Here is a 19,723-nt window from a genome sequence, read left to right as displayed (position 1 = left end):
TCTCCCGGATGCCCGCTATCGGGAACGCCGCTGCCCCGCTAAAATGCGCGGCTTCCCGCCCGCGACCCAGCCATGGCCCTGCATCCCTACGACCTGTACGACGTCCGCTCCCTGCTCAGCGAGGAGGAACTCGCGGTCCAGGACACCGTGGCGAGGTTCACCGACGAGCGCGTGCTGCCGATCATCGGCGATTGTTTCGACGAAGGCCGCTTCCCCAGCGAGCTGATCCCCGAGATGGCCGAACTGGGCCTGCTGGGCTCCTCGCTCCCCGAGGAATACGGCTGCGCGGGGCTGAACGCGGTGAGCTACGGCCTGATCTGCCAGGAGCTCGAGCGCGGCGACAGCGGCATCCGCAGCTTCGCAAGCGTGCAGTCCTCGCTGTGCATGTATCCGATCTTCGCCTATGGCACCGAGGACCAGCGGAAGCGCTGGTTGCCCGACATGGCCGCCGGCAAGGTCATCGGCTGCTTCGGCCTGACCGAGCCGCAGGGCGGGTCCGACCCGGCCAACATGAAGACCAACGCCCGGAAGGATGGTGCCGACTGGATTCTCAATGGCGCCAAGATGTGGATCACCAACGGCAATGTCGCCGACATCGCCATCGTCTGGGCGCAGACCGACGACGGCATCCAGGGTTTCATCGTCGAGAAGGGCTTCTCCGGTTTCAGCGCGCAGGAAATCAAGCACAAGATGAGCCTGCGCGCTTCGGTCACCAGCGCCCTCTACCTCGACGACGTCCGGGTACCCGAGGAGAACCGCCTGCCCAACGTCAAGGGGCTCAAGGGGCCGCTCGGCTGCCTGACCCAGGCACGCTACGGGATCACGTGGGGGCCGATCGGAGCCGCCATCGCCTGCCTCGACGAAGCCTTGAACTACTCCAAGGAGCGCATTTTGTTCGGCAAGCCGGTCGCGTCGACGCAGGCCGTCCAGCTCAAGCTCGCAGACATGGCGCGCCGGATCACCTCGGCGCAGCTGCTTTGCGTGCAACTGGGCCGGTTGAAGGATGCCGGCAAGATGCAGCCGACGCAGGTGTCCCTGGCGAAGTGGAACAACTGCCGCATGGCCATCGACATCGCCCGCGAGGCCCGGGACATCCTCGGGGGCGCCGGGATCACCACCGAGCACTGCCCGATCCGGCACGCGCTCAACCTGGAGTCGGTGATCACCTACGAAGGCACCGAGACCGTGCACCAGCTGGTGGTCGGGCGCGAGCTGACCGGCATCAATGCATTCTGATCGGCTGGGAGCCGTGTCGATGCCCACGGGCCCAAGGCTGGAAACCGCTCGCCTGATCCTGCGCCTGCCGCAGGCATCGGACTTCGAGGGGTACGCGGAGCTCTATGGCGACGAGGATGCCGCGCGCTACATCGGCGGTGCCATGCCGCGCGCGGCGGCCTGGCGCAAGTTCCTGCAGATGCCCGGCGCCTGGGCGGTCCAGGGGTTCGCCATGTTCTCGGTCGTCGACAAGGCGAGCGGCGAATGGCTCGGACAGCTTGGCCCTTGGCAGCCGGAAGGCTGGCCAGGGACCGAGGTCGGCTGGGCCTTCCGGCGCGCGGCGTGGGGTCGTGGCTTCGCCGCGGAGGCGGCGGTCGCCGCCATCGACTGGGCCTTCGACACCTTGGGATGGCACGAGGTCATCCACTGCATCGATCCTGGAAACGCCGCCTCGCGCAAGCTGGCCGAGCGGCTGGGGTCGCGCATCCTCCGCAAGGGCAGCCTGCCGCCGCCGTTCCAGGACCATGGCGAAGTCGACATCTGGGGCCAGAGCCGCGAGCAGTGGGGCGCGCACCGCGCCGCCATGTCCCGATGACGACCGCGATCCCGCCCCGCATGCGTGGCGTCAACCGCGCCGAGGTCTGCGACGCCAACTTCAGCGAATTCGTCCGCGATTGGACCGGTGGTCCGCCCGATGCCGTCCCCGCGGACGGCGATTCGATCCTCCCGGGCAGCGCCCTTGACGCCCGCTCGTTCCGCGAACTGTTCGAGTCGCAGCTCATCAGCCGGCACCTGGACCTGATGGCACGCGTGCTGCGGGTGCAGGACAAGGTGTTCTACACCATCGGTTCCAGCGGCCACGAGGGCAACGCCATGGTCGCGCGGCTGGCGCGGCACACCGACCCGGCGTTCCTTCACTATCGCAGCGGCGGCTTCATGGCCGAGCGTTTCCGGAAGCTGCCGCGCGAGAAAACCGATCGCCTCGGCCCGATCATGGATTCCGCGCTGTCGTTCGCCGCCAGCAAGGACGACCCCGCCAGCGGCGGGCGGCACAAGGTGTGGGGCAGCAAGCCGCTGTGGGTGCTTCCGCAGACCTCCACCATCGCCTCGCACCTGCCCAAGGCCTTCGGGACCGCGGTCGCGATCGAGCAGGCGCGGCGCATCGGCCATGCGTTGCCGATCCCGGACGACAGCATCGTCATCTGCTCGTTCGGCGACGCCTCCAGCAACCATGCCACGGCGCAGACCGCGTTCAACGCGGCGGCCTGGACCGCGTACCAGAAGTTGCCGGTTCCGGTGCTGTTCGTGTGCGAGGACAACGGCATCGGCATCTCCGTCAAGACCCCGGAAGGCTGGGTGGCGCAGAACTTCTCCAGCCGTCGCGGGCTGGATTACTTCCAGGCCGACGGCCTCGACCTCGCCGCTGGCTACGCCAGGGTGCGCGATGCCGTCCACCACTGCCGCATGACCCGCCGGCCGACTTTCCTGCACCTGCGTACCACGCGGATCATGGGCCACGCCGGCACCGATTTCGAGATCGAATGGCGCTCGCTGGAGGAGCTGTGCGCGGTGGAGGCGACGGATCCCCTCTTGCGCAGCGCGGCGATCGCGCTCGAATCGGGGCTGATGTCGAAGCAGGAGATCCTCGCGCTGTACGAGGACACCCGCGAGCGATGCTTCGCCGCCGCCGCCGAGGCCGACAAGCGGCCCCGCCTGACCGAATTGGCGGACGTGATGGCGCCGCTCGCGCCGTACACCCCGGACGCGGTGGAGGCCGAGGCGGCGCGGTTCGATTACGCGGAGAAGCGCGAGAAGGTATTCGGCGGCGCTGCCCGGTTGCCCGAGAACCAGCCGCCCAGGCACCTCGCCATCCAGATCAACCAGGCCTTGCACGACCTGTTCTGCAAGTACCCGGAGGCGCTGTTGTTCGGCGAGGACGTGGCGCAGAAGGGCGGCGTGTACACGGTTACCCGGAACCTGCACAAGGCCTTCGGCAACAAGCGCGTGTTCAATACGCTGCTCGACGAGACCATCATCCTCGGGCTGGCCCAAGGCTACGCGAACATGGGCATGCTGCCGCTGCCCGAGATCCAGTACCTGGCGTACTTCCACAACGCCTGCGACCAGATCCGGGGCGAAGCCGCCAGCCTGCAGTTCTTCAGCAACGACCAGTACCGCAACCCGATGGTGATGCGGATCGCCTCGCTGGGGTACCAGAAGGGGTTCGGCGGGCACTTCCATAACGACAACTCGATCACGGCCTTGCGCGACATCCCCGGCCTGGTCGTGGGGTGCCCGTCCCGCGGCGACGATGCCGCCACGATGCTGCGCACGCTGGCGGCGCTGGCCAAGGTCGATGGCCGGGTTTGCGCCTTCCTCGAGCCGATCGCGCTGTACATGGCCAAGGACTTGCACGAGCCCGGCGATGGCGGCTGGCTGACCGCCTATCCGCCTCCGGACCAGGCCATGACGCTGGGCGAGGGGCGGGTGTACCTACCAGAGGACGGCAGCAGCGGCGACGATCTGGTGATCTTCACCTTCGGCAACGGCGTGCCGATGAGCCTGCGCGCCGCGCGCCGGATCGAGCGGGCGCACGGCTGGAAGACACGCGTGGTCGACCTGCGCTGGCTGGTGCCGCTCAACGATGCCTGGATCGTCGAACAGGCGCGCAGCGCCAAGCGCATCCTGATCGTCGACGAGGGCCGGCGCAGCGCCGGCGTCGGGGAGGGCATCATCACGGCGATCACGGAAGGTGGGTACGGCGCGCGACCGTTCCGGCGCGTGGTCGGCGCGGATACGTTCACGCCATTGGCGGGTGCAGCCTTCCTGGTGATTCCGTCGGAGCAGGACATCGTGGACGCGGCCGACTCTCTGGCCTGAGCCGGGAGGAAGCGAGCTTTCGCCAGCCCTTTCCGCCGAAGGAGGGCAACGGCAAGGTTCGGTCGGGTTGGGGGGCGGGTTTCTCCGCGCCGGTGGATCAGCGCGCCAGGCCGGTGTTCAAGGGCCTTGCGGCCACGGACTGGCCGGCGACCGACAGGCCGGCGAAATCACGATCAAGCGGCAGCACCGACAGAGCCAGTCCTGCCGAGGCGCAGACCAGCTTGCCGATCGCGATCCCGCCCTCATGGACCTCGCTACCGGATTCCAAGGGCGCCGTCGACTCCAGCAAGACCAGCCCGCGCTTCGCTTGCCCGAGGAAATGGGTGCGGGCCACGATCTCCTGCCCGGGATAGCACCCTTTCTTCACGCTGTAGGCCGCCAGCCGGTCGAGCGAGAGCTGCTGCGGCGTCCATTGCTCGCTCTGCGCGGGCGGCAGGCGCGGCAGGCCATGGACCATGTCGGCCTGCACCCAGCGCGCGGATGCTTCCGGGTCAGTCCCTGCCGGGCAGGTCGAGATCCTCAGCGTCCGCGCGACGCCGTCGCCGCCCAGGTCAAGTTCCGTGCAGTCCGTCCCCGTGATCGCCGCCTGCGCTCCCCGCGCCTGTGCCGGCGCCGTGAATGCCCCCGACAGGCGGAGGCCGCCAGGCACGCCGACCCGCAACTTGCTGCGGAAGACGAAGCGCTGCAGCCGCGCGGCGAAATCGCTCGCATCCGCGTCCGGCAGCACGAGCCACAGGGTCTGGCCGTCCACCCGCAAGGCGGCGAACAGGGCGATCACGCGCCCCTTGGGCGTGAGCCAGCCGCTCCAATGCCAGTGCGCGTCCGCGAGGCTGGCGACATCGCTCATGAACTGGGCCTGCGCGAACGCAAGCGCATCCTGCCCCTCGATGCAGACGACGCCGAAGTCCGGCAGCGCGTGGAATGGCGTGTCGTCGGTCATCGGCTTGTCCATGGCGGAGGCGGGAATTAGACTTGTGCGGTGCAAGATCAAGTCATGATAGGCGAGTCCGAACCCGACCCCGCGCCGGCCCCGAGCGGGCCGCCGGAAGCCCAGGGGCCTGCGGAGCCTGAAATCGGCGGGCGTCCCGGCCCCGAGCCCACGCGCTACGGAGACTGGGAGAAGAACGGCCGCTGCATCGATTTCTGAACGTACGCCGAGGCCTCGGCACCGGCCCCGGACACCCCGCAACATCCAGCCCCGCGGCCAGCGGCCGCCCAGCGAGAGATCCGCGCGCGATGTCGAAACAACGACCCCTGTCACCGCACCTGCAGGTCTATCGCTGGCAGATCACGATGCTGATGTCGATCCTGCATCGCGCCAGCGGCATCATCCTGACGATCGGCGCCTTCGGGCTGGCATGGTGGTTGATGGCGGTGGCACAGGGCGGCGCAGCATACGAGCGCGCGGCCGACTGCCTCGCCTCGCCCCTGGGCCTGGTCGCCCTGGCCGGCTTCTCGCTGGCCATGGTCTACCACCTGCTCAACGGCATCCGGCACCTGCTTTGGGATGCCGGGTGGGGTTTCGAAATCCCCGAAATCTACCGCTCCGGCTATGCGGTGGCCGTGCTGACGGTGGTCCTGACGGCGATGATCTGGCTCGTCGCCTTGCGGGGTGCCGCATGAACGCCTCGTCCGGAAAACACGATTACCGCACGCCCGTTGCGCGGGCCCGCGGCCTGGGCTCGGCGAAATCCGGAACGTCGCATTTCTGGTGGCAGCGGGTCACCGCCATCGTCCTGGCGATCCTGGTGCCGTGGCTGGTCGGCCTGCTCGTGTCCCTCGTCGGCGCCGACGAGTTCGCGGTCCAGGCGACGATCTCCAGGCCCTGGAACGCGATCCTCCTGGCGGTGTTCGTGCTGGCGCTGTTCTGGCACGCCAAGCTCGGCATGCAAGTGGTGATCGAGGACTACGTGCACCAGCGCGCCGTCGAGATCGCGTTGCAATTGCTGGTGACCTTCGCCTGCGTGCTCGGCGCGCTGGCTTCGCTCTATGCGATCGCGCGAATTGCCCTGCTGCCCTGAGACTTCCATGACGCCTGCCTACCAGATCATCGAACACAAGTACGACATGCTCGTCGTCGGCGCCGGTGGCGCGGGCCTGCGGGCGACCTTCGGCCTGGCGCAGAAGGGGCTCAAGACCGCCTGCATCACCAAGGTGTTCCCGACCCGCTCCCATACCGTGGCCGCCCAGGGCGGCATTTCCGCGGCGCTGGGCAACATGGGCGAGGACGACTGGCGCTTCCACTTCTACGACACCATCAAGGGGTCGGACTGGCTGGCCGACCAGGACGCCGTGGAATACATGTGCCGCGAGGCCATCCCCGCCGTGATCGAGCTGGAGCACCAGGGCGTTCCGTTCTCGCGCACCGAGGAGGGCACGATCTACCAGCGGCCGTTCGGCGGCATGACCACGCACTACGGCAAGGGCACCGCGCAGCGCACCTGCGCCGCCGCCGACCGCACGGGGCACGCGATCCTGCACACGTTGTACCAGCAGTCGCTCAAGCACCAGGCGGAGTTCTTCATCGAGTACTTCGCCCTCGACCTGATCATGGATGCCGACGGCGCCTGCTGCGGCGTGCTGGCGCTGGACATGGCCGAAGGCACCCTGCACCTGTTCCGCGCCCATGGCACCGTGCTCGCCACGGGTGGTTACGGCCGGGCGTATTTCTCCGCGACGTCCGCGCATACCTGCACCGGCGACGGCAACGGCATGGCGTTGCGCGCCGGGCTGGGGCTTCAGGACATGGAATTCGTCCAGTTCCACCCCACTGGCGTCTACGGCGCCGGCATGCTGATCACCGAGGGCGTGCGCGGCGAGGGCGGCATCCTGCGCAATTCCGAGGGCGAGCGCTTCATGGAGCGCTACGCGCCCAACGCGAAGGACCTGGCGTCGCGCGACGTCGTGTCGCGCTCGATGACCATCGAGATCCGCGAGGGCCGCGGCGTGGGCGAGCACAAGGACCACATCCACCTCGACCTGACCCACCTCAACCCTGCCGACATCCACGAGAAGCTGCCGGGCATCGCGGAAACCGCCAAGATCTTCGCCAACGTCGATGTCGAGAAGCAGCCGATCCCGGTGCTGCCCACCGTGCACTACAACATGGGTGGCATCCCGACCAACTACCACGGGGAAGTCGTGCAGTTGAAGAACGGCGACCCCGACGCCGTGGTGCCGGGCCTGTATGCCATTGGCGAGGCCGCTTGCGTGTCGGTGCACGGCGCCAACCGGCTGGGCTCCAATTCGCTGCTCGACCTGGTGGTGTTCGGGCGTGCGGTGGCGAACCGCTGCGCCGAGACGATTTCACCCGACCAGCAGCACCGCAAGCTCAACGGCGATGCCTGCGACGCCGCGCTGGCCAACCTCGACAGATTGCGACACGCCGATGGCGACACGCCGACCGCGGTCATCCGCGACCGGATGCAGCGCGCCATGCAGAACGACGCCGCGGTGTTCCGCACCGGCGAATCGCTGGCCGAGGGCGTGCGCAAGGTGCGCGAGATCAATGCCTCCTTCGACGACGTCAGGGTCACCGACCGCTCCATGGTCTGGAACTCCGACCTGGTCGAGACCCTCGAGTTGCAGAACCTGCTAGGCCAGGCCTTGGCGACGATCGTGTCCGCCGAGAACCGAACCGAGTCGCGCGGCGCGCATGCGCGCGAGGACTACCCGGAGCGCGACGACGAGAACTGGCACAAGCACTCGTTGTGCTGGGTCGGCGAGGGCGGGCAGACGCGCATCGATTACCGTCCGGTGCACATGTACACGCTGGACGACGACGTCGAAGTCGTGCCGCCGAAGGCAAGGGTCTACTGAGATGGCCGAATTCACCCTCCCGAAGAACTCGAAGGTCCACGGCGGCAAGCGCTTCAGCGCGCCCTATGGCGCCACGCGCGTGCGTGCGTTCAAGGTGTACCGCTGGAGCCCGGACGACGGCGAGAACCCGAGAACGGACACCTACGAGGTCGACCTGGACAAGTGCGGGCCGATGGTCCTCGACGCGCTGATCAAGATCAAGAACGAGATCGACCCGACGCTGACCTTCCGCCGGTCCTGCCGCGAAGGCATCTGCGGCAGCTGCGCGATGAACATCGACGGCACCAACACCCTGGCCTGCACGCGCGCCATCGAGGATTGCGGCGGCGGCAGCGGCGAAGTCCCGGTCTATCCCTTGCCGCACATGGAAGTGGTCAAGGACCTGGTCCCGGACATGACCCACTTCTACGCGCAATACGCCTCGATCCAGCCCTGGATCCGCACCCAGAGCGCACCGCCGCCGGATCGCGAGCGCCTGCAGTCCAAGGCCGACCGCGAGAAGCTCGACGGCCTGTACGAGTGCATCCTGTGCGCCTGTTGCAGCACCGCCTGCCCCAGCTACTGGTGGAACGGCGAACGCTACCTGGGCCCCGCGATCCTGCTGCAGGCGCATCGCTGGATCGTCGATTCCCGCGACGAAGACACCGGTGCGCGGCTCGACGACCTCGAGGATCCCTTCAAGTTGTACCGGTGCCATACCATCATGAACTGCACGCGCACCTGCCCCAAGGGACTGAACCCGGCCAAGGCGATCGCGGAGATCAAGCAGCTGATGCTGGCGCGGCAGGTCTGAGGCATGGCGCCGCACGCGATCCTGTGGCCGATCGTCGCGATGGTGGCGCTGGTCGCGGTGGTCAATGTCCGCATCTTCTTCGAGCGCAAGCGGCAGGTGCGTGCGGAAGGCATCCACATGCGCGAGATCCCCAGTGCATCGCAGATGGCGACGCGCTTCGCCGATACCCGCGCCGCCGACAATTACCGCAACCTGTTCGAGATGCCGGTGTTGTTCTACGCCGCGCTGCTGGTTGCGTTCGGGATCGGTGCCGCCACGCCGTTGACGGTGGGGCTGGCCTGGGCCTACGTGGGTCTTCGCATCGTGCACAGCGCCATCCATTGCGGTTACAACCGCGTTCGCGATCGCCTGTATGCCTACCTGGCCAGCAACATCGTGCTGTGGACGCTCTGGATCCTGCTCGGGATCGCCCTGCTGCAACGGTGAGCGTTTCGCGCGCAGGATGGCCATGAACCAGCATTCCGGAGTCGGAACCGGTCGTCGACGTGGAAGCGGCGGCGGGGCGGGGCCCGCTCAATGGATCGGCGATGGCGAGTGATTTCGATTCGTCGGGTGGCCCGGAGGTCCGGCGCCTTCGATGGCGGTGCCGGCGCGGAATGCGTGAGCTGGATCAATTGCTGACCCGCTACCTCGACCATCATTGGCCGGGGGCGTCCGACACGGAACGCGGGGTTTTCCTACAGCTGCTGGACTGCGAGGACGATAGGCTCTGGCGCTGGTTCACAGGACGCGAGAAACCCGGCGATGACGCACTCGACGCGCTCGTCCAGCGCATCCGCACCCCTCCGGGTTGATTGGCGGCCTTCCGCCTGGCTGGTGTCGGCGCTCGCGCTGATGGCGCCGGTGGCCTCGCTCTGCGTCCTAGCGTCGGAGATGCCGCGTCCCGCGGCCTGGCCCTTGGCGATGGTGGCGCTCGCGCATGGAGCCTGGTGCGCCGGGCGAGAGCGCGGGCGGCCTCCCGTCTCGTTCCTGTTTTCCGGTCCGGGCCGGACCCTCGTCGACGGCGAGGCCGCCACCGACGTCGCCGTGCGCTGGCGTGGCCCCCTGGCCTTCGTCCGTTGGTGCGATGCCGATGGCCGCGTGGCGCATCGGTCCTGGTGGCCGGATACGCTTCCGCCCGCGGCACGGCGTGAACTCAGGCTGGCCACGGCCAGGCTCCACCCTGCGCAGCGGACGCCATCGATGGCACCATAGCGGTTGCTCCGCCGGTTGCAGCACATGTTCAAACCCATTCCAGTGGCCATCGGCCTGCGCTACCTGCGCGCGAAGCGCCGCAACGGCTTCATCTCCTTCATCTCCATGGCCTCGATCCTGGGCATCGCCATCGGCGTTGCCGCGTTGATCACGACCCTGGCCGTGATGAGCGGGTTCCAGCGCGAGATTCGCGACCGCATGCTGCAGATGACCCAGCACGCGACGGTCAGCGCCGATGGCGAGCCAATGCTGAACTGGCGCGAGGCCGTCGACGAGGCCGGCAAGGACCCGCGCGTTGCCGGCGCGGCGCCCTACATCTCGACCGAGGCGTTGCTTTCGGGCGCGCGCCGGCAACCCGGGCTGCTCCGTGGCGTGTTGCCGGCGGAGGAGCGCAAGGTCTCGGTGCTGGCGGAACGCATGGTGCAGGGCAGCCTCGACTCGTTGGCGCCCCGCAGCTTCAACATCGTGCTGGGCAAGGAACTCGCGTTGTGGCTGGGCGTGGGCCTGGGCGACAGCGTGATCGTGACGACCGATTTCCAGACCACGCCTATGGGCGCGGTGCCGCAACTGAAGCGGTTCACCGTCAGCGGCATCTTCGAGGCGGGCTACCAGGAATACGACAAGGGCCTGGCCGTCGTGCACATGGCCGACGCCCAGCGCCTGATGCGGATGGGCGAGGGCGTCACCGGCGTGCGACTGAACCTGCACGACATGGACCAGGCCTGGGAAGTGGCGCGCGACCTGGCGATCCGGCTGCGCGGCCCCTACCGTGTGAGCGACTGGAGCAGCGAGAACGCCAACATGTTCCGCGCGCTGCGGCTGGAGAAGACGATGATGGCGATCCTGCTGTCGCTGATCATCGCCATGGGCGCGTTCAACCTGGTGTCCTCGCAGGTGATGCTGGTGACCGACAAGCAGGCCGACATCGCCATCCTGCGCACGCTTGGGCTGACGCCACGCGGCGTGATGCAGGTGTTCATGGTGCAGGGGTCGATGATCGGCACCATCGGCACGGCGCTGGGCGTGGCCGGCGGCATCGTGCTGACCATGAACCTGGAGCACATCCTGCGTGCGATCGAGCGTGCGTTCGGCGTGGTGTTGATGCCCGCCGACGTCTACTACATCACCGGGCTGCCGACCGAACTCAACCCGGACGACGTCGTCACCATCGCCCTGGTGGCGCTGGCCATGGCGTTCGTGGCGACCATCTACCCGGCATGGCGCGCGGCGCGCACCGCACCTGCGGAGGCGCTGCGCTATGAGTAGGCCGCCGGAGCCGCAGGCAGGCGCAGGCGAGGCGGTCATTCGCGCCGAAGGCCTCGCCAAGACCTACGCGGAGGGCACGCTGCACACCCCCGTGTTCGACGGCCTCGACCTAGCGGTGAACGCAGGCGAGACCGTGGCGATCCTCGGTGCATCGGGCGCCGGCAAGAGCACCCTGCTGCACCTGCTCGGCGGACTGGACACGCCGACGGCGGGCGAGGTGTTCGTGGCCGGGCAGAAGATGAGCGCGCTGTCCGACGCCGCGCGCGGCCGCTTGCGCAATCGCGCTCTGGGTTTCGTCTACCAGTTCCACCACCTGCTGCCGGAGTTCACCGCGCTGGAAAACGTCATGCTCCCGGTGCTGCTCAACGGCACGGACGTCGCCGATGCCGCGGCGCGCGCGCGCGCCCTGCTCGAAGCCGTCGGGCTCGGGCACCGGCTGGAGCACAAGCCGGGCGAGTTGTCCGGCGGCGAACGCCAGCGCGCGGCGGTGGCCCGGGCGCTGGTCAACAAGCCGGCCTGCGTGCTGGGGGACGAACCCACCGGCAACCTCGACGAAAAGACCGCCGCCCGCGTGTTCGAGATGATGCTCGAGCTCAACCGGGCGGAGCGGACGAGCCTGGTGCTGGTGACCCACGATCGCAGCCTGGCCCGCAGGCTCGACCGGGTGCTCGAGTTGCACGACGGCAAGCTGCAGGAAGTCGCCGCACCGAACGTGTGACCACCGCCGGCAGCCGCTGCGGCCGGTGCCGTGGCGCAGGTCGGCCGTGAAAGTCCGGGGGTTGCGGCCGGTTTCGCGGGTCGCGTCGGCGTTTTCCGACATCGGGACGCGGGGTGCGGTGACGGACCCCGGCGGGCTGGCTGGCTACGGTGGCATGGTCCAGTCCATGGCCTTCCCGTGCGCGCTCCCGCAACGACCCATGTCCCGCCACCGTTCGGAGTCGCCGCGGCCTGCGCGCTGCTGGCGGGCATCGCCGCCTGCCTGCAGTGGCCCGTCCTCGCGCCGGGTGTCTGGATGCTCGTCGCGCTGTCGGTGGGTGCCTGGCTGTGGCGGAGGCAGGATCGCTTGCGGCTCGCCGGCGTGCTGCTGGCCGGCTACGGGCTCTGTGGCCTGCATGCGTCGGCCTCCCTGGCCGGGCAGTTGCCGCCGGACTTCGAACGCGCGGATGCCACCATTGCCGGTCGCGTGCTGGAACTGCCGCAGCACGAGGCGCGACGCACGCGGTTCCTGTTCAAGGTCGACGGCGACAGCGGCCAGCACGCCTTCCTGCGCGGCCGGACGCTGCGCCTGTCGTGGTACGACGGTTACCGGGAGCAGGGCGATCCCCGCCGTTTGACGCTGGCTCCGGGCAGTCGATGGCGGCTGACGGCGCGACTGCGCGCGCCACGCGGCTTGCGCAATCCGGGCAGCCTCGACAGCGAAAAGCATGCCTTCGCCCAGCGGGTCGCGGCGACCGGTTACGTGCGCGATCCGGACACCGCCACCTCGCTTTCCCCGCCGGGCGGCATCGACCATTGGCGTGACGCGATGGCGACGCGGATCGACGCGGCCGTTCCGGGCGCGACGTCGCGCTATCTCCGGGCACTGGCGGTCGGCGACACGCGCGCGCTTGCCGAACAGGACTGGGAAGCCCTGCGTGCCGTCGGCCTGACGCACCTGATCGCGATTTCCGGCTTCCACGTCGGGCTTGTGGCCGGTTTCTTCGCCCTGGTGGCTGCGGCGGCGTGGCGGATCCTTGCGCCCTTGGGACGCCTGCTGCCACGTCCCCAGGCCGCTGCCGCCGCCGCGCTGGTCGGCGCGTGCGGATACGCGGCAGTGGCCGGGTTCGGACTGCCGACGGTCCGGACGATGCTGATGGTGGCGGTGGTCGTCGCCGCGCGCCTATGGCGGCGGCCATTGGGCGTTGCACCGGCGCTGGCACTGGCGGCGATCGTCATCCTGCTGCTGGATCCGCTCGCGGTGTTGGCCGCAGGGTTCTGGCTGAGCTTCGCGGGCGTCGCATGGCTGGCATGGTGCCTCCCGGATGCGCGTGGCGGGCGACGCATCGTGGGGGAATTCCTGTCCGCGCAAGGCGTGGCAACGTTGGGCTTGCTGCCGCTGACCGTGGTCCTGTTCGGGCAGGCGTCGCTGGCCGGACCGGTGGCGAACCTCGTCGCGATCCCATGGTGGAGCCTGGTCGTGGTGCCGCTGGCGCTGCTGGGGACGGCACTGGAGGCCCTGCATGCCGGTTGGGGCGGTGCCGCGTGGCGGCTAGCAGGGGCGTGCTTCGACCTAAGCTGGCCGCTGTTCCAGCGCATGGCCGACAGCGGCCTGGCGCTCTGGTGGCTGCCGGAGGCCGCGTCGCTGGCGCTGCCGCTGGCCGTCTTCGCTGCGTTCTGGTGCCTGCTGCCACGCGGCGTGCCCGGCAAGCCGCTGGCCTTGCTGCTGTGGATGCCCTTGTTGTGGCCGGACCGGAAGCTGCCGGCGCATGGGGAGGCGGAGATCGTGGTGATCGACGTCGGGCAGGGATTGTCGGTCCTGGTGCGCACGCGAACGTCAGCGCTCTTGTACGACACGGGCATGGCGGTGGTCGACGGCTACGATGCCGGGGAGCGTGCTGTCGTCCCCACGCTGCACGCCCTCGGCGTCCGGCGATTGGAGAGGGTGGTGATCAGCCACGGCGATGCCGACCACGCCGGTGGTTACGCCGCCGTTCGCCGCCGCTTCCCGCCGGACGTCGCCCATGCGCCCGAAGGGTCGGGGGTCGAGGGCACGCAGGCCTGTCTCGCCGGTCACGGCTGGCGGCGCGACGGCGTCGATTTCAGGTTCCTGCACCCGCCCCGCCATTTCCCGTACCTGCGCAACGAGGCCAGCTGCGTCCTGCGGATCGAGACCGCGCACGGCGCGGCGCTGCTGGCGGGCGACATCGGCGAGGTAATCGAGGAAGGGCTTGCCGCGCGCCACGCCGCTGACCTTCGGGCGGACGTGGTGCTGGCGCCCCACCATGGCAGTCGGCATTCATCGGGGTCCGCTTTCGTGGCCGCGACGGGGGCCCGGTTCGCGCTGGTCTCGGCCGGGCACGGCAACCGCTTCGGCCACCCGCATCCCGACACGCTGGCACGCTGGCGGGATGCGGGTGCCGAAGTCCTGTCGACGGCGGACGCGGGGGCGCTGCGCATCCGGCTGGGACAAGCCGGCATCTTCGCCAGCAGCCGCCGCGACACGCATCGACGGCCGTGGGACGCAGTGCACGGCCGGGCACGGCTGGGCCCCGGGGCCGGTGGGATATCCTATCGGCCGGATTGAACTGGCCCATGCGCCGGGGGATGACACGTGCTGGAACTGGTGAAGGCGGGCGGCTGGCCGATGATCCCGCTGCTGCTGCTGTCGGCGCTGGGGCTGGCCATCATCGTCGAACGGCTGTGGACCCTGCGCCGCAAGGTCGTGCTGCCGCCCGGGCTGGGCCGCGAGGTACGCGAGTGGGCCGCCCGCGGGAAACTCGACCCGACGCACATCAATTCGCTCCGCGCCAACTCCCCCTTGGGCGCACTGCTGGCTTCGGCTTTGGACGTGCGCAGTCGCCCGCGGGACGAGATCCGCGAGCGGGTCGAGGACGTGGGTCGCCATATCGCCCATCGCATGGAGCGCTTCCTGAACGCGCTGGGCACCATCGCCGCCGCCGGTCCGTTGCTGGGCCTGTTCGGCACCGTGGTCGGCATGATCCAGATGTTCCTCGGCGTCATGGACCACGGGGTCGGCGACGTCAACCAGCTTGCCGGAGGCATCGGCAAGGCCCTGGTCTGCGCGGCGACCGGCATGATCGTGGCGGTCCCCGCGCTGTGGGCCCACCGCTACTTCCGCGCCCGGATCGACGGCTACATCGTCGACATGGAACACGAGGCGATCCAGCTGATGGACGTGATCGATCCCCGAGCGCGTCGCGCGGCGGCCGCGGTGGCGTCCGCGGTCGACGAGCACCAGGCCTGAGCCCCCGACCGATGCGGATCCGCGACCGCCGTGCCGAGGACAACCCCGAGATCAACCTCGTGCCGTTGATCGACGTGATCCTGGTGCTGATCATCTTCTTCGTGATCACGACCACCTTCGATGCGCGATCGGTGCTCAAGCTCGAGCTTCCCCGCGCCGACGGCCAGCCCAACGAGACGGAGTCGCGGGCGCTGAGCGTGCTGGTGAATGCCGAGGGCCGCTACTTCGTGGATGACCGCGAGGCACTGCGCACCGACGTGGAGTCGCTCAAGCGCACCATCGCCGAAGTGGCCGGTGACGATCGCGACCGGCCGGTGCTGCTGCGAGCCGACGCCCGCACGCCGCACCAGGCCGTGGTGACCGCGCTCGAAGCCCTGGGCCAGTTGGGCTTCCAGCGGATTTCCATCGCCACCGCGCCCGAGGCCGCCGATGGCACGGCGGGCGCGGGGAACGACGCCCGGTGAGCGACCAGCGCCCCGCGGCGTGGCCGATCTACCGGCGCCTGCTCGGCCATTCCTGGCGCTATTGGCCGTTGCTGGCGCTGGCGACGGCGGCGATGGTCGTCGAGGCGATCGCCAACGGCATCTTCGTCCAGCTGATGCAGCCGCTGGTCAACGACGGGTTCGTCGATCCCAAGCCCGAGATGGCCGTTTTCCTGCCGCTGGCCATCGTCGGCCTGTTCCTGATGCGCGGCGTGGCTTCGTTCGTCACCGACTACGGCATGGCACGCGCCGGTCGAAGCGTGGTGCGAGACCTGCGCGAGCAGGTGCTCGGCAAGTTCCTGCGCCTGCCCAGCACGCACTACGACACAGAATCGGTGCCGGCCATGGTCAGCCGGCTCAATTTCGACACCGAACAGGTGATGCAGGCCAGCACGGATGCGCTCAAGATCATGGTCACCGATGGCCTGACGATCGTGTACCTGCTGGCGCTGATGCTGCTGACCAGCGTCAAGGTCAGCCTGGCGATGCTGCTGATCTCGCCGCTGATCGGCGTCATCGTCTGGTACGTGGGCAAGCGCTACCGCCGCATCAGCCGCGGCATCCAGGACGGCATGGGTGGGCTGGCGCAATCGGCCGAACAGTCGCTGGCGGCGCAGCAGGACGTCAAGGTGCACGGCGCGCAGGACTTCGAGCGCAGCCGCTATTCGACGCTCGCCAACCGCATGCTGCGGCTGAACATGAAGGTCGAGACCACCCGCGCCGGCGCTTCGGCGATGGTGCAGACGCTCGCCGCCTTCGCATTGGCGGCGATCGTCTGGGTGGCGACGCGCGAGGCGCTGCAGGGCCGCATCGATGCCGGGGAGTTCGTGAAGCTGATGACCGCGATGATGGGGATCATCCCGTCGTTGCGCCGGATCACCAGCGTGCAGGCGATCATCGGACGCGGCGTGGCGGCGGCCGAGCGGCTGTTCTCGATCCTCGACAGCCAGGAGGAGGCCGACCATGGACGCGTGCCGCTTGCGCGCGCGCGCGGCGAGCTGGTGTTCGAGCACGTCACCCTGCGTTACGAGCGCGATCCGGATCGACTGGCCCTGGACGACATCAGCTTCAGCGCGCGTCCGGGGACGGTGACGGCGATCGTCGGCCGGTCCGGCAGCGGCAAGACGAGCCTGGTGCGATTGGTGCCGCGCTTCTACCAGCCCAGTGCCGGCCGCATCACCCTGGACGGGATGGCGCTGGAGGATTACCGCCTGGCCGACCTGCGCCGCCAGATCGCGCTGGTCGGGCAACGGGTCATGCTGTTCGACGACACCGTGGCCACCAACATCGCGTACGCCAGCGACGCCACGCCGGAACAGCTACGGGCCGCGGCCGAGGCAGCCAATGCCCTGGAGTTCATCGAGCGCCTGCCGCGCCAGTTCGAGACCCCGATCGGCGAGAACGGCTCCCTGCTTTCGGGCGGCCAGCGCCAGCGCCTCGCCATCGCGCGCGCCATCCTGCGCGACGCACCCATCCTCATCCTGGACGAGGCCACCGCGGCGCTGGACACCGAATCGGAACGATTGGTCCAGGACGCGCTCGACAAGCTGATGCCGGAGCGGACGACGCTGGTCATCGCGCATCGCCTGTCCACCATCGAGCATGCCGACCAAGTGCTCGTCCTCGACCACGGCAAGCTGGTCGAACAGGGGACGCACGCCGATTTGTTGCGGCAGGGAGGGCTTTACGCCCACCTGCACGGCATGCAGTTCCGCGAGTCGTCGGCGGAATGAAGGGGCCGGCCAGCGGGCAGCCGGCTTACTGGTACGGCGAAGGATCGCCTCCCTGGCATGCGCGATTGCTGTCCGTGCTCTACGGTCGCGCCGTGGCGCTGCGGGCGACGATGTACCGCGCCGGGCTCCTGCGGCGCTTACGCGTGGGAGCGCCGGTCGTGGTGGTGGGCAACCTGGTCGCCGGGGGCACCGGGAAGACGCCGGTGGTGATCGCCGTGGTCGAGCGCTTGCGCCAGGCGGGCTGGACGCCCGGGGTCGCGAGCAGGGGCTACGGCCGCGAAGGTTCCGGCAGCCCGCGCTGGGTGGAGCGCGACACCGACCCGGCCGACGGTGGCGACGAACCCGTGCTGATCGCCAGGCGGACCGGGGCCAGCGTCCGGGTCGACGTCGATCGCGTGGCCGCTGCGCGGGCGCTGGTGGAGCAGGGCTGCGACATCGTGGTCTGCGACGACGGCCTGCAGCACGCGCGCCTGGCCCGGGACGTCGAAATCGAAGTCCTCGACGGACGCCGCCGCCATGGCAACGGGCGCCTGCTCCCCGCAGGTCCCCTGCGCGAGCCGGTCGAGCGGGCCGCCGTTTGCGACTTCCGGGTGGTGAACCTGGGCGCGGGCCACGGCGGGGAAGCGCAGGAAGCGACGGCCGGATTCGGGGAGTGGCCGATGCGCCTTGAATGCGCCGACGCCCTTCCGATGCAGGGTGGGCGCCCGCGCCCCCTGTCCTCGTTCGCTGGCCAGCGCGTGCACGCGGTCGCCGGGATCGGCGACCCGGAAAAGTTCTTCACCATGCTGCGTTCGATCGGCATCGCGGTGGTGCCGCATGCCTTTCCCGACCACCACGCCTACGGGCCGGGGGACCTCAGCTTCGGCAGCGACCTGCCGGTGCTGATGACCGAGAAGGACGCGGTCAAGTGCGGGGATTTCGCCACGGACCGGTATTTCGCCGTCCCGGTGCAGGCCAGGTTGCCCGAGGCGTTCTGGGTTGCCTTGCTGGACCGCCTGGCGCGTTCGCGCACCGGACCCGCGTAGCGCACCCGGCGGACCCGTGCCCGGCACGCAGGCCTGCCTGCCGATCAGGTTGCCCCGGGCACCGCGCCGGCACGCGGCTAGAATCGAGCCATGAACACTCCGGATTTCGTGGTCGCCATTCCTGCCCGATTCGGGGCCACGCGCCTGCCGGGCAAGCCTTTGCGCCTGCTCGCCGGCGAGCCGCTGGTCCTGCACGTCGTGCGTCGCGCGCAGCAGGCCGGTGCGCGCGAGGTCTGGGTGGCTGCGGACGACCCGCGCATCGCGGATGCGCTCCAGGAGACGGGGGTGCGTGTGGCGATGACCTCCGCATCGCATGCCTCGGGTAGCGACCGCCTGGCCGAATGTGCCTCGATCGCCGGCTGGAGCGACGACACGCTCGTGGTCAACCTGCAGGGAGACGAGCCGTTCGCGCCCGCCTCGGGCATCCGCGCCGTGGCGGCTGCGCTGGCATCGTCCGGAGCGGACATGGGTACGCTCGCCGCGCCGCTGGAGGATGCGGCGAGCCTGTTCGATCCCAACGTGGTCAAGCTGGTCCGAGCCGGGAATGGCGACGCCCTGTATTTCAGCCGGGCCCCGTTGCCATGGGCGCGCGACGGTTTCGCCGAGGATCGGACCCGGCTGCCCGAAGGCGGCCCATGGCTGCGCCACATCGGGATTTATGCCTATCGATGCGGTTTCCTGAAACGCTTCGCCGCATTGCCGCAAACGCCGCTGGAGACGATCGAGTCGCTGGAACAGTTGCGGGCGCTCGAGCACGGCTTCCGGATCTGCGTCGCGATGGCCCCGGAGCCCTTTCCGGCCGGCATCGACACCCCCGGGGACCTCGAGCGCGCCGAACGCTGGCTGGCGGGCGGGGCGTGAGCGCGAAGACGCGCTTGCTGGTCGTCTGCCTGGGCAACATCTGCCGTTCGCCGATGGCGGAAGGTGCGTTGCGGGCGCGGATCGACGCGGCAGGGCTGTCGGACCGGGTCGAAGTGGATTCGGTGGGGACGGGCGGGTGGCATGCAGGCGATCCGCCGGATGCGCGTGCGATCGGCACCGCCGCGCGGCACGGCGTCGACATCTCCGGTCTGCGTGCGCGCCAGCTGCGGCCCGCAGATTTCGAGGCGTTCGACCTGATCCTGTGCGCCGATCGCGCCAACCTGCGCGATGTCCAGGCCCGGATGCCGTCGGCCTGCGCGGCCAGGCCGGTGCTGATGCTGGCGTGGGCCGGGCAGGGCCACGCGGCGGAAATCCCGGACCCTTACAGCGGCGGGAAAAGCGACTTCGAGCACGCCTGGACGCTGGTCGATGCCGCCGCCGAGGCTATCGTCGACCGGCTCTCGGGCAACGGAAAGCCGGTTTGACGGCAT

20 protein-coding genes and 1 pseudogene are annotated in these 19,723 nt (G+C 69.3%); 20 read left to right on the top strand and 1 reads right to left on the bottom strand.

What is annotated here, in order from left to right; all coding sequences use genetic code 11:
- Positions 1–72: 72 nt before the first annotated feature.
- From ABD970_RS09895 to ABD970_RS09885, 3 genes are read left to right on the top strand one after another with little or no spacing between them, the layout of a single operon-like run.
- The gene (locus ABD970_RS09895; RefSeq protein ID WP_345295299.1) at positions 73–1,236 is read left to right on the top strand and encodes an acyl-CoA dehydrogenase family protein; all 1,164 of its coding nucleotides are present in this window, start codon (positions 73–75) and stop codon (positions 1,234–1,236) included.
- Positions 1,237–1,255: 19 nt separating this feature from the next.
- Positions 1,256–1,810, top strand: a complete 555-nt coding sequence (locus ABD970_RS09890) for a GNAT family N-acetyltransferase (RefSeq protein ID WP_345295298.1) — start codon at positions 1,256–1,258, stop codon at positions 1,808–1,810.
- Positions 1,807–4,095: a thiamine pyrophosphate-dependent enzyme gene (locus ABD970_RS09885; RefSeq protein ID WP_345295297.1), complete on the top strand. Its 2,289-nt coding sequence runs from the start codon at positions 1,807–1,809 to the stop codon at positions 4,093–4,095. The genes ABD970_RS09890 and ABD970_RS09885 overlap by 4 nt, the downstream gene beginning before the upstream one ends.
- 97 nt (positions 4,096–4,192) lie before the next feature.
- On the opposite strand, the gene ygfZ is transcribed toward ABD970_RS09885, so the two are convergent.
- On the bottom strand, positions 4,193–5,035 hold the full coding sequence (gene ygfZ / locus ABD970_RS09880; protein ID WP_425563100.1) for a CAF17-like 4Fe-4S cluster assembly/insertion protein YgfZ: 843 nt from the start codon (positions 5,033–5,035) through the stop codon (positions 4,193–4,195).
- A gap of 54 nt (positions 5,036–5,089) precedes the next feature.
- Here ygfZ and ABD970_RS09875 point away from each other — a divergent pair, with 54 nt between their 5' ends.
- The 17 genes and pseudogenes from ABD970_RS09875 to ABD970_RS09795 all read left to right on the top strand — a co-directional run bounded on the left by ABD970_RS09875 (position 5,090) and on the right by ABD970_RS09795 (position 19,717).
- Positions 5,090–5,242, top strand: coding sequence for a DUF1674 domain-containing protein (locus tag ABD970_RS09875; protein WP_345295295.1), 153 nt, complete (start codon positions 5,090–5,092; stop codon positions 5,240–5,242).
- Between the two features lie 89 nt (positions 5,243–5,331).
- Positions 5,332–5,718 carry a succinate dehydrogenase, cytochrome b556 subunit gene (gene sdhC, locus ABD970_RS09870; RefSeq protein WP_345295294.1) on the top strand — a complete coding sequence of 129 codons (387 nt, stop codon included), beginning with the start codon at positions 5,332–5,334 and terminating at the stop codon, positions 5,716–5,718.
- Positions 5,715–6,116, top strand: a complete 402-nt coding sequence (sdhD, locus tag ABD970_RS09865; protein ID WP_345295293.1) for a succinate dehydrogenase, hydrophobic membrane anchor protein — start codon at positions 5,715–5,717, stop codon at positions 6,114–6,116. The genes sdhC and sdhD overlap by 4 nt, the downstream gene beginning before the upstream one ends.
- Before the next feature lie 7 nt (positions 6,117–6,123).
- Positions 6,124–7,914 (top strand): succinate dehydrogenase flavoprotein subunit, encoded by a 1,791-nt coding sequence (gene sdhA, locus ABD970_RS09860; RefSeq protein WP_345295292.1) that lies wholly within the window; start codon positions 6,124–6,126, stop codon positions 7,912–7,914.
- 1 nt (position 7,915) lies between these two features.
- Positions 7,916–8,707 carry a succinate dehydrogenase iron-sulfur subunit gene (locus tag ABD970_RS09855; RefSeq protein ID WP_345295291.1) on the top strand — a complete coding sequence of 264 codons (792 nt, stop codon included), beginning with the start codon at positions 7,916–7,918 and terminating at the stop codon, positions 8,705–8,707.
- Between the two features lie 3 nt (positions 8,708–8,710).
- Positions 8,711–9,133, top strand: a complete 423-nt coding sequence (locus ABD970_RS09850; RefSeq protein WP_345295290.1) for an MAPEG family protein — start codon at positions 8,711–8,713, stop codon at positions 9,131–9,133.
- 101 nt (positions 9,134–9,234) lie between these two features.
- On the top strand, positions 9,235–9,501 hold the full coding sequence (locus ABD970_RS09845) for an FAD assembly factor SdhE (RefSeq protein ID WP_345295289.1): 267 nt from the start codon (positions 9,235–9,237) through the stop codon (positions 9,499–9,501).
- A gap of 79 nt (positions 9,502–9,580) precedes the next feature.
- Entirely contained in the window at positions 9,581–9,901 is a 321-nt protein-coding gene (locus tag ABD970_RS09840; RefSeq protein WP_345295288.1) for a hypothetical protein, read from the top strand.
- 24 nt (positions 9,902–9,925) lie between these two features.
- Positions 9,926–11,167: a lipoprotein-releasing ABC transporter permease subunit gene (locus tag ABD970_RS09835; RefSeq protein WP_345295287.1), complete on the top strand. Its 1,242-nt coding sequence runs from the start codon at positions 9,926–9,928 to the stop codon at positions 11,165–11,167.
- Positions 11,160–11,885, top strand: coding sequence for a lipoprotein-releasing ABC transporter ATP-binding protein LolD (lolD, locus tag ABD970_RS09830; RefSeq protein WP_345295286.1), 726 nt, complete (start codon positions 11,160–11,162; stop codon positions 11,883–11,885). The genes ABD970_RS09835 and lolD overlap by 8 nt, the downstream gene beginning before the upstream one ends.
- A 177-nt stretch (positions 11,886–12,062) precedes the next feature.
- Positions 12,063–14,584 (top strand): annotated as a pseudogene (locus ABD970_RS09825) (DNA internalization-related competence protein ComEC/Rec2); the annotation flags it as partial.
- Positions 14,478–15,131 carry a MotA/TolQ/ExbB proton channel family protein gene (locus tag ABD970_RS09820; RefSeq protein WP_345295284.1) on the top strand — a complete coding sequence of 218 codons (654 nt, stop codon included), beginning with the start codon at positions 14,478–14,480 and terminating at the stop codon, positions 15,129–15,131. The pseudogene ABD970_RS09825 and the gene ABD970_RS09820, both read left to right, overlap by 107 nt.
- A gap of 11 nt (positions 15,132–15,142) precedes the next feature.
- Positions 15,143–15,595, top strand: coding sequence for an ExbD/TolR family protein (locus ABD970_RS09815; RefSeq protein WP_345295283.1), 453 nt, complete (start codon positions 15,143–15,145; stop codon positions 15,593–15,595).
- Positions 15,592–17,346 (top strand): lipid A export permease/ATP-binding protein MsbA, encoded by a 1,755-nt coding sequence (gene msbA / locus ABD970_RS09810; protein WP_345295282.1) that lies wholly within the window; start codon positions 15,592–15,594, stop codon positions 17,344–17,346. Before ABD970_RS09815 ends, msbA begins: the two co-directional genes overlap by 4 nt.
- Entirely contained in the window at positions 17,343–18,371 is a 1,029-nt protein-coding gene (gene lpxK / locus ABD970_RS09805; RefSeq protein ID WP_345295281.1) for a tetraacyldisaccharide 4'-kinase, read from the top strand. The genes msbA and lpxK overlap by 4 nt, the downstream gene beginning before the upstream one ends.
- Before the next feature lie 90 nt (positions 18,372–18,461).
- Positions 18,462–19,232 carry a 3-deoxy-manno-octulosonate cytidylyltransferase gene (gene kdsB, locus ABD970_RS09800; RefSeq protein ID WP_345295280.1) on the top strand — a complete coding sequence of 257 codons (771 nt, stop codon included), beginning with the start codon at positions 18,462–18,464 and terminating at the stop codon, positions 19,230–19,232.
- Positions 19,229–19,717 (top strand): low molecular weight protein-tyrosine-phosphatase, encoded by a 489-nt coding sequence (locus ABD970_RS09795; RefSeq protein WP_345295279.1) that lies wholly within the window; start codon positions 19,229–19,231, stop codon positions 19,715–19,717. The genes kdsB and ABD970_RS09795 overlap by 4 nt, the downstream gene beginning before the upstream one ends.
- Positions 19,718–19,723 lie beyond the last annotated feature (6 nt).

It is taken from the genome of Luteimonas vadosa, assembly GCF_039543545.1.
GTDB lineage: Bacteria > Pseudomonadota > Gammaproteobacteria > Xanthomonadales > Xanthomonadaceae > Luteimonas > Luteimonas vadosa.
This window is presented reverse-complemented; position numbering and strand designations above follow the sequence as displayed.

What these genes read in the sequence shown, in the direction of transcription:
- sdhA (WP_345295292.1), top strand. Translation starts at nt 6,124, where the DNA reads ATGACGCCTGCCTACCAGATCATCGAACACAAGTACGACATGCTCGTC.
- sdhD (WP_345295293.1), top strand. Translation starts at nt 5,715, where the DNA reads ATGAACGCCTCGTCCGGAAAACACGATTACCGCACGCCCGTTGCGCGG.
- ABD970_RS09850 (WP_345295290.1), top strand. Translation starts at nt 8,711, where the DNA reads ATGGCGCCGCACGCGATCCTGTGGCCGATCGTCGCGATGGTGGCGCTG.
- lpxK (WP_345295281.1), top strand. Translation starts at nt 17,343, where the DNA reads ATGAAGGGGCCGGCCAGCGGGCAGCCGGCTTACTGGTACGGCGAAGGA.
- lolD (WP_345295286.1), top strand. Translation starts at nt 11,160, where the DNA reads ATGAGTAGGCCGCCGGAGCCGCAGGCAGGCGCAGGCGAGGCGGTCATT.
- ABD970_RS09890 (WP_345295298.1), top strand. Translation starts at nt 1,256, where the DNA reads ATGCCCACGGGCCCAAGGCTGGAAACCGCTCGCCTGATCCTGCGCCTG.
- ABD970_RS09885 (WP_345295297.1), top strand. Translation starts at nt 1,807, where the DNA reads ATGACGACCGCGATCCCGCCCCGCATGCGTGGCGTCAACCGCGCCGAG.
- ABD970_RS09845 (WP_345295289.1), top strand. Translation starts at nt 9,235, where the DNA reads ATGGCGAGTGATTTCGATTCGTCGGGTGGCCCGGAGGTCCGGCGCCTT.
- kdsB (WP_345295280.1), top strand. Translation starts at nt 18,462, where the DNA reads ATGAACACTCCGGATTTCGTGGTCGCCATTCCTGCCCGATTCGGGGCC.
- sdhC (WP_345295294.1), top strand. Translation starts at nt 5,332, where the DNA reads ATGTCGAAACAACGACCCCTGTCACCGCACCTGCAGGTCTATCGCTGG.
- ABD970_RS09835 (WP_345295287.1), top strand. Translation starts at nt 9,926, where the DNA reads ATGTTCAAACCCATTCCAGTGGCCATCGGCCTGCGCTACCTGCGCGCG.
- ABD970_RS09840 (WP_345295288.1), top strand. Translation starts at nt 9,581, where the DNA reads ATGCCGCGTCCCGCGGCCTGGCCCTTGGCGATGGTGGCGCTCGCGCAT.
- ABD970_RS09875 (WP_345295295.1), top strand. Translation starts at nt 5,090, where the DNA reads ATGATAGGCGAGTCCGAACCCGACCCCGCGCCGGCCCCGAGCGGGCCG.
- ABD970_RS09855 (WP_345295291.1), top strand. Translation starts at nt 7,916, where the DNA reads ATGGCCGAATTCACCCTCCCGAAGAACTCGAAGGTCCACGGCGGCAAG.
- ABD970_RS09895 (WP_345295299.1), top strand. Translation starts at nt 73, where the DNA reads ATGGCCCTGCATCCCTACGACCTGTACGACGTCCGCTCCCTGCTCAGC.
- ABD970_RS09815 (WP_345295283.1), top strand. Translation starts at nt 15,143, where the DNA reads ATGCGGATCCGCGACCGCCGTGCCGAGGACAACCCCGAGATCAACCTC.
- ygfZ (WP_425563100.1), bottom strand. Translation starts at nt 5,035, where the DNA reads ATGACCGACGACACGCCATTCCACGCGCTGCCGGACTTCGGCGTCGTC.